The sequence below is a fragment of the Singulisphaera acidiphila DSM 18658 genome (assembly GCF_000242455.2).
Taxonomy (GTDB): Bacteria; Planctomycetota; Planctomycetia; order Isosphaerales; family Isosphaeraceae; genus Singulisphaera; species Singulisphaera acidiphila.
The window spans coordinates 2,697,235-2,710,466 of the sequence record NC_019892.1; the positions used below are offsets into that span (position 1 = coordinate 2,697,235).

Here is a 13,232-nt window from a genome sequence, read left to right on the forward strand (position 1 = left end):
TCAGGCGGCCCTGGCTTTTGGGTAAGCCGAACCCTCGATCTGGAAAGGGTTTGCCTGTCCCAGCCAGGTGAAGACTCGATCCAATAATTCCTCCAGATCCTTGCACCGATGATTCCGGGTGATGTTCTCGTGCAAATGCCACCATACCCGCTCGATCGGGTTCAGGTCCGGGGAGTATGCGGGGAGCAGATGGACTTCGATTCGACCCTCGTGCTTCCAGAGGTACTGGATCACCTCCAGGCTGGTGTGGCTCCCCGCGTTGTCGCAGATCACGTGGATCTTGCGGTAGCGTCGCAGCCTGCGGCGCAGGTCGTCGAGGTGCTTGATGAACAACGCTCCGTCGCGCCCTTGCTTGGGGGCCGCCTCGGTGACGAACACCTGGCCGGTCCGCCAGTGGATTGAGCCGGAGATGTGCCGCTTCTTGTTCGTCCCGGGGGTCTCGACCTTCGCTTGTCGGCCTTTGAACATCCACATCCGGCCGATCTTTGGGTTGGTGTGAACCTCGACTTCGTCCTGCCAGACGGCCGTCTCGTCCTCGGGCAGCTCTTCCAGGAGCTTCCGCAGTTCAGCCAGCTTGACCTGCCTCTCGTCTTCGTCCGGCTTCAGGGTCGGCCGGGGTCGCCGGTACACCAGGTGGCCGCGATGGAGCCAGCGACGGACGGTCTCCCGGCTGACGCGAACGCCTTCTCTTTCTCGCAAGAGCAGGGCCAACAACACACACGACCAGCGACTGCGGAGGAAACCGAAGTCGCTGGGGGTCGTGGTGGTCACCCAGTTCACGAGGATGGCGACCCAGCCGAAGCCCAGCCGAAAGGGCCGGCCCCGTTTCCTCCCAGTCAACCCTTCGAGGCCCTCGGCCTGGAACCGCTTCAGCCAGCGGTCGACAGTGCGTGAGCTGCAGAAGAGCATGGACTCGATGTTGTCCCAGGGATGGCCGTCAGCCAACAGGAGGATAATGTGGGCGCGAAAGCGGAGTTCGGGATCAGAATCCTTGCGGTAGATCGCCAAGAGTTCGTCGCGTTGAGTCGTCGAAAGGGAGAGCATGGGCGTCGTTAATGTTCGTCCGTGTTGAGTCGTCGGTGCAGTCCTCTGCATGAATTATAGGGGCAGGGCTACTTTCCCTTTGGCAGGGAACTATTTAGTCATGAAGGAGAATCGGTGCGACGACCTTGAGCGCGACCAAGCCGCACACCAAGCCAAGATCGACGAGGCACGAGAATCGATCAGGCGGCTCATGAGGAGGTTGGGAGACACGGACGACCCCGAAGTCATTCAACCCCTAGAAGAGCGACTTGCGGAACTCCGTGGCGTGATCTCGGCCCACCAGGCCGAGGCCCGCCAGATCGAGTCGAAGCTGATTGTCGTCAAGAACCAAGCCGAGGCATTGAGGCAATGGTCGGAGGCGTGCCTTCGAGGCAAGAAGGAGTTGGCTGGCGGTTCGGTCGATTTTGCCGACAAAAGGGATCTGCTCAAAGCTCTTGGCGTTAAAGTGGTTGCGAAGAAAAGAGACGCCGAATTGAGGTTCGGCGTTCCGTTGGTTACAACGGATTCCTCTCATGGGTCGGCAGCCGGTCTCGTTCTGCCGGGTCTCGAGATAGCCGCCGGGTTGCTTGATCGCCTCCGCTAGCCTGGATTTCTCACCAGGGATTGAATCGGGCTGCCTTGCGTGTCATAGGTGGAATTGCGACAACCACTTTTGACACCGAACCAAGGCAGCCCGATGGCTACAGAGTGTAACTCGACTTACCTCGACTTTTCCATCCTCGGTCACCGCCAAGTGCTCGCCGATTTTGACGGGGGCGCCATCTCTTCCGACGGCGGTGCACTTCTGCTCCGTCAGATCGAAGCCCGCACCGGGATCATCCGCCAGTTCGCCGCCTGCTTTACCGACCATCGCGATCCTGACCTCGTCGAGCACCCCCTGGAACACCTCCTGGCCCAACGCGTCTATGGTCTGGCCTTGGGCTACGAAGACCTCAACGACCACGACGATCTCCGCTGCGATCCGTTACTGGCCACCGTCGTCGGCAAGACCGATCCCACCGGCCAGGACCGGCCACGGCTCCGCGATCGCGGCAAGCCGCTGGCTGGCAAGAGTACCCTCAACCGCTTGGAACTGACCCCTGTCGGGGCCGACGGACAGAGCCGTTACAAGAAGATCACCTGTCAGACCCATGAGGTCGAACGGCTCTTCGTTACCCTCTTTCTTCAGGCCCACAGCCGACCCCCCGAGCGGATCGTTTTGGACCTCGACGCCACCGACGACACGGTCCATGGCCGCCAACTTGGCCGCTTTTTCCACGGCTACTACAAGGGATACTGCTATCTCCCGCTCTACATCTTCTGCGGCGACCACCTGCTCTGTGCCCGGCTGCGTCCCTCCGACATTGATGCCAGCGCCGGCTCGGTGAAGTCCCTCAAGCGGATCGTCTCGCAGATCCGCCAGGCGTGGCCTCAGGTGAAGATCCTGATCCGCGCCGACAGCGGGTTCTGCCGCGAGGAGATCCTTCGCTGGTGTGAGGACAACGGCGTGGATTACCTGATCGGCCTGGCCAAGAACACCCGGCTGACGGCGGCGATCGCGACGGAATTGGCCCAAGCACGCCAGCAATTCGAGGCGACGAAACAGCCGTCCCGGGTCTTCGCCGAGTTGCGTTATCAAACGCAGAAGACCTGGAGCCGAGAACGTCGGGTGGTGGCCAAGGCCGAGCATCTGGGCAAGGGGGCCAACCCGCGGTTCGTGGTCACGTCGCTCACGGTCGAGGAACGAGCGGCGCCGCCGCTGTACGAGCAAGACTACTGCGGTCGCGGTGAGATGGAGAACCGGATCAAGGAGCAGCAACTCCATCTGTTCGCCGATCGGACCAGTGCCCACACGATGCGTGCCAACCAGATCCGGCTGTTCTTCTCCTCGATCGCCTACGTGTTGCTGGAGGCGTTGCGGCGGCTGGGGCTGGCGGGAACGGCGATGGCCGAGGCGCAGTGCCAAACGATCCGTCTGAAGCTCTTGAAGATCGGGGCGTTGGTGCGGGTGACGGTTCGCAAGGTGTGGGTGAAGTTCTCGAGCGGTTGTCCGTATGCGGAAGTGTTTCGGCGTGTGCACACCAACTTGGCGCGGTCGGGGCCCTTGATCCCGAGGTGCTGAAACGAGGAGACCCAGTCAAATGAGGCGGGAAAGCCCCTCCCTGAGGAGGGGTGAGGATCGGGGTGCGCCCCCGCCTGGGCGCGGGGGCCTGAGGAACCAGGTTCGCGTTGGCGTGAAGAGGTCCGATCAGGTCCACGCCGACGTGATGAGCAAGCGGGAGACCACGCAGGCCGCGGGTGGCGGGGGCGAGCCGTCGAAATCGTCGAGCGATCGGACCCCGAAAGAATAGGGTGAGAAATCCAGGCTAGATAGGTTCTCGACGAAAGTGTGCGGATTTCGGTTCTTCATCCCCTGCCTTCCGATCCTCACCCCCCAATTTCCGCCAACCCCCTGACCGACAGCACCAACCCCTTGCTGCCGACGCCCTTAAACCTGCCGCTCATCCGACCACTCCCGGCGGACGAGTCCTCATAGGCCCCCCCGAATCCTAGCAATCGACGCGGACAAGCAATCCGAAGTCCGAGAAACCTCAACGCCCGAGGCGGTTTTGACGATAGTCGGGTTGGCAGGGTTTCACTAGATTAATCGGAGTGAACGCCATGCGCCGGGTTGCTCTGCTCCTCATCGTAACCATGCTGAGTGGTTGCCAATCAGGCAACATGTGTCGTTTCTACGTTCGGCAAGTCTCGCCGGATACAAGTGGGAGCCACCAGACAACGGCGATGTCGGGAGAAGGAAGAGCAGGGGGGAGGATTGAACCGGCTGCTGACAAAACGGCAATACCCATCGCCACCATGCCAGACAACGACTCCCGCGAGATAGCCAACCCGGAAGCCGGGTAATCAATGAGGCCGGAATCGCCGGCCACACATCCCTTCTCGGAGTCATTGTCGAGCCCTGACGGGCCGGCAAAAAGTCTGGCAAACTCAGCTGAGGGCGCTATGCTATCTGCATGATCACCATTCGCGATCACCAGACCGGCGATCTCTTCGATCCCTGGGACCATCTCGGCGGCAAGCGTCGCCAACTGCTCGAGCGGTCCTGGGCCGGCGTCTTCCGGGATTACCTCCTCGAGCACTTGCCCGTCGGCGAACTCATCACGCGGTTCTCGCGGCAGCTCGGACGCCCCACCAAGGACCTCCACATGGTTCTCGGGGCACTGATCCTTCAGCAGCTGCACGACTTGACCGATGCCGCTACTGTCGAGGCCGTCGCGTTCAATATCACCTGGCAATACGCCCTCGACATCAGGGCAGAGTCCGACGCCTACCTCTGCGAACGCACCCTGAGAAACTATCGCCAGTGGCTCATTGAGAAGGGGCTGGATCAGGTCCTCTTCCGCTCCCTGACCGATCAACTCATCAAAGCTGTCGGCACGGACACGAGCAAGCAACGCCTGGATTCCACTGCGATTCAATCGGCGATGCGCGGCCTGACCCGGCTCGGGATCATCGTCGAATCGATCAGTAAGTTCCTCCGCGAACTTCGCCGTTTCCATCCGGCCTTGCATGCTCAGGTCGACCCGGACTTGGTCCGCAAGTATGTCGATCGCGAGGGGAATGCTTGCTTTGCCTCCACCAAGCCGAGCGAGTCGAAGCGACGGCTGCCCGAGGCCGCTACGGACCTGCTGGCCTTGGTCACACAGCTTCGCGGGACTACGGCTCTTGAACTCCCGAGCTTTCTGATACTCGACCGTGTACTCTCCGAACAATGTGAAGTTAAGAACGATCCCGAAGCCGGTCCCCAAGTCCGGGTCAAAGAACCTAATGAGATGCCTTGCGGCAACGTTCTGAGCCCGGCCGACCCCGATGCGTCCTACAACGCCCATCGAGGTGTCGGCTTTCTGGTCCAGATCATGGAAACCTATTCCGACGTCGAAGACGACCCCACGGGGACGGCCCCTCCCCCACCGCCCGACCTGATCACGCACGTCGCCGTCGGTCCGATGAACGTTCACGACGGTTCCTCGCTGGAACCTGCGCTGGCCGATACCGACGCGCGCACGATCAAACCCGAGGTTGTGCTGGCGGACTCGCATTACGGCTCGAACGAGAACCTCGAAAAGGCGAAACACCAGGGAGTCGATCTGGTTTCCCCGTCGATGCCACCCAAAGGAAGCAAGCAAGAGAAGCTGACGCTCGAAGACTTCGAGCTCGATGAGCACGGCCTGGTTGTCCGCTGTCCCCAAGGGCACGTCCCCATCACAACGAGCGCCAGTGCTGACAAACTCCAGGTGTGTTTCGAGGAGGCGACCTGCGCAGCGTGCCCCTTTCATAAGTCGTGCTGCGCCTCGGCCGTGGGTCGCAAGGAGTCTCGTTACCAATACACATATGACCGAGTTCGCCAACGATTGCGCCGCCTTCACAACCATTCGGACGAGTTCAAGGAGCGTTATCGCTGGCGTTCGGGGATTGAAGGGACGATGTCCCGATTCAAATACCAGATGAGGATGGCGTCGCTCCGAATTCGTGGCCGGGCAGCCGTCAGTTATGCGAGCTTCTTGCGTGCCCTCGGTCTCAACATTCACCGGGTTGCGGCCTACAAGGCCGCTCTTGAGTAGGAGCCGAGCGTTTTTCGCTTGGAGGGGCCGATCCGGCCCCCTTTGGTGCCCCTGAGACGCGTCCAGTCGAGGTGGCGATCGGCGACGCGATCATCGCGAAAAAACCGTCGGTTCGAAAATCCGGTCAACGGCCGCGTTCACTGCGAGCCTTTTTGCCGGCCCGTCGAGCCCTGTGAACGTCGGTCGAAAAACGTAGCGCGCGCCGGTTGAAAAACGTAGCGCCCGGTAAACAGACGTTACCTGCTCGAGCTCGCCTCGTCCACAGGGGACGATCGCTCAGCCACTCGACTTTCGTCCGCGAGTCCCGTGCTCGATGCCCTCCTTTCGCGATTCAAGCCATCACCGCCCCGACGACGCTTCGCCTCCTTGAGACGATAACTCTCACTGCCCGTCTCCACGATGTGACAGCGATGGGTCAGCCGGTCCAACGCCGCCGCCGTCAAACTCGTGTCCAGCAGTACCTCCGTCCAGCGCTCGAACGGCAGGTTCGTTGTCACGATCAGACTGGTTCTCTCATATGAAGTACTGATGACATCAAAGAGCAGCTCTGCTCCCACTTTACTCGCCGGCACGTAACCCAGCTCATCGAGCACCAACAGGTCCAGCTTGCTCAGCTGGCCCTTCTGCCTCGCCAACTGGTGCTGATCCCGTGCTTCCAGAAGGCTGGTGATCAACTCGGTCACACGCACGAAACGCACCCGCTTGCCCCGCTGGCATGCCTCCACCGCCAGTGACGTCGCCAGGTGGGTCTTCCCCGTACCCGACGCACCGACCAAAAGAATATTCTCACGCTTGTCAATGTATTCGCATCTCGAAAGTTCATGCAACAGATGCTCGGGAATCGCCGGCTGGGCCGCGAACGCGAACTCACCCAGCGTCTTCAACGCCGGAAACCTCGCCGCCTTCAGGCGTCGCGTCGCCGCTTTCCGTTCTCGCTCGATCAGCTCCAATTCGCACACCCGCAGCAGGTAGCCCAGATGGTCCACCCGTTCGCTCGCGCACTGCCGGGCCACCTTCTCACACTCCGCCCCGATCGTCGGCAGCTTCAATGACCTGAGCATGGGCTTCAAACGGACCAAGTCTCCTGGCGTTGCGTTCGGCTGGCTCATGGCTGCGCCTCCCCGCACAACGAACGGTAGCCGCTCAGATCCGGCGGCGGGACGCTGACGCGTGGCAAGTGGGGACGACCTTCCAGGTCCAACGGCGCCGTCGGCCGATCCCGCCGGTGCTCCAGGATCAAGCGCACTCCATCGACCGCCGAGATCTCCAGGCGCAAGGCCTGTTCGACCGCCGCGGTTAACTCCTCGAGCGTCGCTCGCTCCAGGACTCGGATGTACTCGATCTGACCTCGCGGCCCATGGTCCTCGGCCAGGCGACGACGGAGTGCCGCGAAGCAAGCCGGCAGCTCCCAGCCCTCCAAGGGCAGTGCGAAGTCCAGTGCCCCTGGCTTTCGCTCCAGCAGGCCCAGGTAATGGACCGGATCGAAGATCGTCCGGCAGCGATCCCAGCACCGAGTGTGGTCGGCGACGATCGTCCCGGCCGTCTCCATCCGCACTCGTTCCACATCCGCCACCACGGTCAGACGCCGATGCGCGTATCGCGTCGGGACCGAGTAGTCGTTCCGGTCGAATCGCACCAGCGACAGCGAGTTGGCCCGGACCGCCTCCACCTGACGGATGCTCAACGGCTCCTCGGGCAGGTTGAGCAGTTCGCCTCGCTCCCGCTCCAGGAGTTGGCCGTTGGTCAGCGATTGGCCCCGCGTGGTGCGGCCCAGGTCGCCCCGGCAACTCTGCTGCAGGCGGGCATTGAGCGTGGCGAACGAATCGGCCTCGGGGACCGGCACGAGGAAGTTGCGCCGCGCGTAGCCCAGGAGCGACTCCACGTGCCCCTTCTCGTTGGGGGAACGGACGCGACAGAAATGAGACTCAAACAAGTAATGACTTTTCAGTCTGAGGAACTCGGTCGTCACGCCCTCGCCCCGCTGGCCGATGATCCGCGCCACGGCGATCCGGGTATTGTCGTAGGTGATCCGACGGGGTACGCCGCCGAAGCAGGCAAAGGCGAGGCGATGGCCCTCCTGGAAGGTGAGCGTGCATTCCCGCGGGAAGACGGCGCAGAAGATCGCATCGGAATGGGTGAGCGTCATGACGAACAGTGCGGCGGTGGAGGAATGCCCAGCGATGTCGACGACGGCGCGTCCGAAGTCCGCCTGCGCGTCGCCGGGCCGGTGGATGAGGGGAAGGAAGGCTTCGGCTTGCCCCTCCCGCCAGGCCTGGACGACGCCTTGAACCATGGTCAATCCACCCCGATAGCCGTATTCATCGCGGAGGCGCGGGAAGAGGCGACGAACGGTGTGCCGCTGCTTCCTGGGAGCCTTGCGATCGTCCTGGAGGATTTGGTGGAGGATTGGCAAGAACGGCTCGAGCTTGGGGCGGGCGCGGGGTCGGGCCTGGCGATAGCCCGGAGGTTCGTCATGGAGGAGGATCTTTTGGAGGGTGTCCCAGTGGATGTCGAACTCGCGACAGATGGAACGCTTCCTCTGTCTGTCCACAAGGACGCGGCGGCGGATCTCGGCCCAGTTGTGCATGTGCGTGAACACCCATAGACCTCGCGACGCGTGGGTATCGAGGCGAAACGATGTTCGCCTTGGTGTACCAGACGCCACGAGTGAATCCATGAGCGCTACGTTTTTCGACCGAACATCGGAGACCGGCGCGCGCTACGTTTTTCGACCGACGTTCACATCGAGCCCGGACCCGGGTGGATACCCGACGCGTGGGGCAATTTGTCAGTCTGACAAATTCAAGCCTCACATTGCCTTATGTTGCAAAGGTGTTATTTGTCGGTCTGACAAATCGGTGTGAGCGCGAGTCGAGCCAGCCTTGGGCATCGTGTATCGGAAGGAAAGATGGCCCTTTCAGAATCACCTGCTCACTTTGCAAGCCCAGGCGTGTCTGAGATTCCAAGAAACCACGCAGACAGCACCTCGACAACCTCGTCCTGGTATCGCTCAAGCTTGTCGCGAAGTTCTGGCTTGACCTTCGATGGATTGATCCCAGCCAGCCACATCGGGACGGCTTTCAATGGAATCATTGCAGTTTGCTGAGAACGGCCTTCGGAGTCTCGAATGATCATCATGATCATTCGACTCCAGCGAGCGTTACCGAGCTTTCTGAACTGTGTCGTCCACGCCAAGCCGATTGATTCGCAAATCCGCTTGGGACTCACGTAGACGGTTCCATCGTGAGCCACAGTTCCGTCCACGATGTCGCCGTAGAACGGGGCCTGAGCGAGCTGAATTTGCTTCCCTTGGGTATCGTCCGCCAAAGTGTTCTAAATAGTTCCCTGCCAAAGGGAAAGTAGCCCTGCCCCTATAATTCATGCAGAGGACTGCACCGACGACTCAACACGGACGAACATTAACGACGCCCATGCTCTCCCTTTCGACGACTCAACGCGACGAACTCTTGGCGATCTACCGCAAGGATTCTGATCCCGAACTCCGCTTTCGCGCCCACATTATCCTCCTGTTGGCTGACGGCCATCCCTGGGACAACATCGAGTCCATGCTCTTCTGCAGCTCACGCACTGTCGACCGCTGGCTGAAGCGGTTCCAGGCCGAGGGCCTCGAAGGGTTGACTGGGAGGAAACGGGGCCGGCCCTTTCGGCTGGGCTTCGGCTGGGTCGCCATCCTCGTGAACTGGGTGACCACCACGACCCCCAGCGACTTCGGTTTCCTCCGCAGTCGCTGGTCGTGTGTGTTGTTGGCCCTGCTCTTGCGAGAAAGAGAAGGCGTTCGCGTCAGCCGGGAGACCGTCCGTCGCTGGCTCCATCGCGGCCACCTGGTGTACCGGCGACCCCGGCCGACCCTGAAGCCGGACGAAGACGAGAGGCAGGTCAAGCTGGCTGAACTGCGGAAGCTCCTGGAAGAGCTGCCCGAGGACGAGACGGCCGTCTGGCAGGACGAAGTCGAGGTTCACACCAACCCAAAGATCGGCCGGATGTGGATGTTCAAAGGCCGACAAGCGAAGGTCGAGACCCCCGGGACGAACAAGAAGCGGCACATCTCCGGCTCAATCCACTGGCGGACCGGCCAGGTGTTCGTCACCGAGGCGGCCCCCAAGCAAGGGCGCGACGGAGCGTTGTTCATCAAGCACCTCGACGACCTGCGCCGCAGGCTGCGACGCTACCGCAAGATCCACGTGATCTGCGACAACGCGGGGAGCCACACCAGCCTGGAGGTGATCCAGTACCTCTGGAAGCACGAGGGTCGAATCGAAGTCCATCTGCTCCCCGCATACTCCCCGGACCTGAACCCGATCGAGCGGGTATGGTGGCATTTGCACGAGAACATCACCCGGAATCATCGGTGCAAGGATCTGGAGGAATTATTGGATCGAGTCTTCACCTGGCTGGGACAGGCAAACCCTTTCCAGATCGAGGGTTCGGCTTACCCAAAAGCCAGGGCCGCCTGATCTACTTTCCCATTTGAAAGTTTCTATTTAGGCGGAGAGCATCTTCCTGAAGGCCCTCAGCTTCTCTCGAAGGCGACCTTCGAGGGCTTGATCGTGACGAGCCACATCGGCAGTGACTCAAGGTCGATCATCGCTACCTGGCGGTTCTGCCCACCGACCTGCATAACGATCATCGTTACGCAGGTCCAATCGAAGTCAGAAGACCTCAACTTTGTGAGCTGGGATTGCATCGCGATCTTTAGAGCGTCGCATACACTTCGGATACTGACCCAGATCCGACCATCGGCGGTAGTGGATACGCTGCCGAGGGTTCGCTCCCCGCCTCGAAGCCGCCAAACATTCTGAATGCTTGGGACTTTGAAGCGAGATTATCAGACAGATCAGCCTGTGATGTCTCGCAACGCGATAAACCTGCAACTGGTACTCCGCGGCTTCCTGTTTGTGACGACAACGCCTTGCGTGAAGCTCGAGTTTCACCTTGGTGCGTTGCGTTTGCGTAACGTTTCACCAATTTCACGAAACTCATGGGCCGCTTTTTGACGCGAAACTTGATCTTTAATAAGTGTACGAATCACGTTAAACACGCTCCCCGAACGATCGCAGGCTGAATTCTCAATCCGGAGTTTGCAACGATGACTGCCAGTGCAAAAAGCAAGTCTCGCCCGACCCTCTCGATAGCCTCGCTTTGCAGAACCGAACGCATCGCGGAGACATTCTCAAAGACTCAACTCGACCTCTTCATTGGCATCGGAATGTCGAAGGACGACATTCTCAGGCTCGTTTGGATCAATAACGAGGTGAGATACTCGGAGATCCTCAATTCGATCGCGAGTGGATCAGCGGTCGAAGCGTCCATCAAGAAAGCCGAGATCGATGAATTGAGGGATCGCAATGCGGCAAGTATGAGGATGACGATGAAGTTCTACAAAAGTCGGTACAAGGTCGAGTTTACCGAATTCATGACTATCGACGACTTCGCGTTCAGAATCCGCTTGATGACCACAGACGGACACCCTTGAATCGAGAACAATTTTCTTGACCTCCATCAAATTCTTGCGGGATGGAGCGAGCAATTGAAACGACCCATAATGAAGCTGAACGACCGTGACGAGTACCATTTCGATGTACTATTTCATCTTTGATTTCTGCTTGACCTCTACCGCAAAAAAAGTATGGGCCTGTTGATGCGATGATAGATTCTGTCAGCCGCATAAGAGCCGGAGAGATACGATCTCCATCCAAGCGCCTTGCTAAGACGTCGTGACGGCCATCCTGCCACTGACGCCGAAACTCGCCTAGGAGATTTTCTCTCTCCCGTTCACTTCGCGTCGAAATTACTTGATTACTTGGGTAGGCTTTTTGGTGTGCGAAGGCAGGTCGTCTGGTGATACCAAAACCAGCGGCCTCCGTCGCACCATGTCAGCCGCATTCCGCGCAAGGTGGGGGGATGCGGCCCCTGGTGTTCAAGAGCCTTAACCGGCAGCGCCCACCCAAGCTCCTCAATCACACAGTGTCCCACGGTGCGGAGCAGCTCGCGAATCAACCGGCCTAGGTGGCAACGTGCTTCGGCCAACGCCACCCGGTTCCCGCACAAATCAGCGGCCACTGATGCGACGGGAGGGGGGACTATAGGGGGGAGGGACCACGAAGCAACCAGCCATCCGACTGTCCCGACAGGATGGAGGGGAGCGAAGCGGAACGGAGCGAAGCGAGGTATGTGAGACAGATAATCGAGGACACGTTTAAGACGGCCGGAAGAGACCGGACGTTGCTTCGCGACAAAGCCCAGACATGACCGGACGATGCCGAAGAAGGGTTGGAGCCGGAGCCGCCGCGAAGCGAAAGCTGAGGGGCGAACGAAGGCCGAGGCACGGCAAAAAGCTCCAGCGGGCTCACCGCACGGGGAGGCCGCGTCGGAACAAGCGAAGCCGGAAGCGTTCGGCCGGGAAACCGCGAAAGCTAAGGCGAAGCAGGCAAGAGCTGCTCAAACCTCTCCCTTGCACGTCCGGTCCATGTCTGCGATGGGCGAAACGCTTCACTTGAGCATGCCTGCTAAGAGTGTCTGGAGAGGCTTCATGCCCTCCATCGAGCGGGCATCGGAAGGGGTGTCTCTAACTTTCTTGGCAATGCTTTTATTGCGAACGCCTGCGCCTTTGCTGGCTCCGCTCTCCAAGAAGCCTGCTACGAATTGAGGGCCCATCAATGAAGCCCCGAGAGACGATCCGCGTCCAGTTTCCGATTCTGTACGCCTACGACGGGAAGCAGGAGTTCCTCAGTAACGAGGCTACCCAACTTGCGACAAGGGAAGAACGCCTCAGAAGCGTCTGGCCGTTTCTGACCCGCCGTGCTCTGGAGTTCAGCAAGACGCTGAAAGAGCGGGAACGGGTGAACTTCGACCTTGAGGATGTGGCGGCGGAATTGTGGGTGGCCCTGGCCACGCGGGACCACAAGTGGTCACCTGAGCGGGGCAGGTATCTAACCTTCGCGGGGACAATCATCGACAACGAACTGTGCTCGATCCGGGATCGCGCCCGCACGGTCCAATCACCCCGCAATAGCTTCTGCCGGATCAAGGAATACCAGGCTGAAGCCGAAAATGGCGAGATCTCGGCCAGGCGACTGAAGACGCTGGCGGATATCCGCAGAACGGGATTCGGGCTGAGTCCAATCGATGGGAGCGGCCGCGATTTCGACAGGGCCATCCACGATGATCCGGCAGCTTCAATCCTCACCCAGGAAGAGGCGGACGAGAAGTTGAATGCCTTGAGGTCCGCAATATCGATTCTCACCCCTACCGAAGCCGAGGTCTTACGTCGGACCGCCGGCATCTTCGGAACACCGCGTCAGACATCGAAGGCCGTCGCAAAGTCATTGGAACTCACTGAGTGGGAAGTCGCCGAGATCAAGGCAAGGGCATTGCAGAAGGTTCGTAGCCATCTCACCGCTCCCAAGCAATCCGCCGCTTAAGACCGCCTGCCCCGATCGCCCGTACCGCCATTCCGGCTTTTTCGGAATTTTCCTGCCGACCCGATCAGAGCGTCATTTTGGTTGGGTATACCTTTCTGGGCGACGAACGAGGGGTGAGACGGCATGGGGCCACATCACCGATCGT

The 13,232-nt window shown here is 60.2% G+C and carries 11 protein-coding genes; 5 read left to right on the forward strand and 6 right to left on the reverse strand.

Annotation, left to right across the window (positions count from 1 at the left end; all coding sequences use genetic code 11):
* The gene (locus SINAC_RS10790; RefSeq protein ID WP_015244135.1) at positions 1-1,044 is read right to left on the reverse strand and encodes an IS630 family transposase; all 1,044 of its coding nucleotides are present in this window, start codon (positions 1,042-1,044) and stop codon (positions 1-3) included.
* Positions 1,045-1,144: 100 nt separating this feature from the next.
* Here SINAC_RS10790 and SINAC_RS10795 point away from each other — a divergent pair, with 100 nt between their 5' ends.
* From SINAC_RS10795 to SINAC_RS10810, 3 genes are all read left to right on the forward strand, one after another.
* A complete protein-coding gene (locus SINAC_RS10795) occupies positions 1,145-1,627 on the forward strand; it encodes a glycoside hydrolase family 3 protein (protein ID WP_015245674.1) in 483 nt (160 codons plus the stop codon).
* A 93-nt stretch (positions 1,628-1,720) separates the two neighbouring features.
* Positions 1,721-3,145, forward strand: a complete 1,425-nt coding sequence (locus SINAC_RS10800; protein ID WP_015244773.1) for an IS1380 family transposase — start codon at positions 1,721-1,723, stop codon at positions 3,143-3,145.
* 892 nt (positions 3,146-4,037) lie between these two features.
* On the forward strand, positions 4,038-5,645 hold the full coding sequence (locus tag SINAC_RS10810; protein WP_015245676.1) for a transposase: 1,608 nt from the start codon (positions 4,038-4,040) through the stop codon (positions 5,643-5,645).
* Between the two features lie 236 nt (positions 5,646-5,881).
* On the opposite strand, the gene istB is transcribed toward SINAC_RS10810, so the two are convergent.
* From istB to SINAC_RS10825, 3 genes are all read right to left on the reverse strand, one after another.
* The gene (istB, locus tag SINAC_RS10815; RefSeq protein WP_015245677.1) at positions 5,882-6,754 is read right to left on the reverse strand and encodes an IS21-like element helper ATPase IstB; all 873 of its coding nucleotides are present in this window, start codon (positions 6,752-6,754) and stop codon (positions 5,882-5,884) included.
* Entirely contained in the window at positions 6,751-8,244 is a 1,494-nt protein-coding gene (gene istA, locus SINAC_RS10820; RefSeq protein ID WP_015245678.1) for an IS21 family transposase, read from the reverse strand. Before istA ends, istB begins: the two co-directional genes overlap by 4 nt.
* Before the next feature lie 332 nt (positions 8,245-8,576).
* Positions 8,577-8,972: a phage antirepressor N-terminal domain-containing protein gene (locus SINAC_RS10825; RefSeq protein ID WP_020467612.1), complete on the reverse strand. Its 396-nt coding sequence runs from the start codon at positions 8,970-8,972 to the stop codon at positions 8,577-8,579.
* A 104-nt stretch (positions 8,973-9,076) separates the two neighbouring features.
* Between SINAC_RS10825 and SINAC_RS10830 the strand changes: the two genes are divergently transcribed.
* Positions 9,077-10,120, forward strand: a complete 1,044-nt coding sequence (locus SINAC_RS10830) for an IS630 family transposase (RefSeq protein ID WP_015244135.1) — start codon at positions 9,077-9,079, stop codon at positions 10,118-10,120.
* Positions 10,121-10,176: 56 nt separating this feature from the next.
* Here the strand turns inward: SINAC_RS10830 and SINAC_RS38745 are convergent, their stop codons facing one another.
* Both SINAC_RS38745 and SINAC_RS40795 read right to left on the reverse strand, forming a co-directional pair.
* Positions 10,177-10,467, reverse strand: a complete 291-nt coding sequence (locus SINAC_RS38745; protein ID WP_081578412.1) for a phage antirepressor N-terminal domain-containing protein — start codon at positions 10,465-10,467, stop codon at positions 10,177-10,179.
* 489 nt (positions 10,468-10,956) lie between these two features.
* Positions 10,957-11,238, reverse strand: a complete 282-nt coding sequence (locus tag SINAC_RS40795; protein WP_174377931.1) for a hypothetical protein — start codon at positions 11,236-11,238, stop codon at positions 10,957-10,959.
* 1,084 nt (positions 11,239-12,322) lie between these two features.
* On the opposite strand from SINAC_RS40795, the gene SINAC_RS10840 reads away from it, so the two are divergent.
* Complete coding sequence (locus SINAC_RS10840) at positions 12,323-13,087, forward strand: sigma-70 family RNA polymerase sigma factor (protein ID WP_020467617.1); 765 nt, start codon at positions 12,323-12,325, stop codon at positions 13,085-13,087.
* Positions 13,088-13,232 lie beyond the last annotated feature (145 nt).

Coding starts and splice junctions, on each gene's coding strand:
- SINAC_RS10790 (WP_015244135.1), bottom strand. CDS start 1,044: ATGCTCTCCCTTTCGACGACTCAACGCGACGAACTCTTGGCGATCTAC.
- SINAC_RS10795 (WP_015245674.1), top strand. CDS start 1,145: ATGAAGGAGAATCGGTGCGACGACCTTGAGCGCGACCAAGCCGCACAC.
- SINAC_RS10800 (WP_015244773.1), top strand. CDS start 1,721: ATGGCTACAGAGTGTAACTCGACTTACCTCGACTTTTCCATCCTCGGT.
- SINAC_RS10810 (WP_015245676.1), top strand. CDS start 4,038: ATGATCACCATTCGCGATCACCAGACCGGCGATCTCTTCGATCCCTGG.
- istB (WP_015245677.1), bottom strand. CDS start 6,754: ATGAGCCAGCCGAACGCAACGCCAGGAGACTTGGTCCGTTTGAAGCCC.
- SINAC_RS10830 (WP_015244135.1), top strand. CDS start 9,077: ATGCTCTCCCTTTCGACGACTCAACGCGACGAACTCTTGGCGATCTAC.
- SINAC_RS40795 (WP_174377931.1), bottom strand. CDS start 11,238: ATGGTACTCGTCACGGTCGTTCAGCTTCATTATGGGTCGTTTCAATTG.
- SINAC_RS10840 (WP_020467617.1), top strand. CDS start 12,323: ATGAAGCCCCGAGAGACGATCCGCGTCCAGTTTCCGATTCTGTACGCC.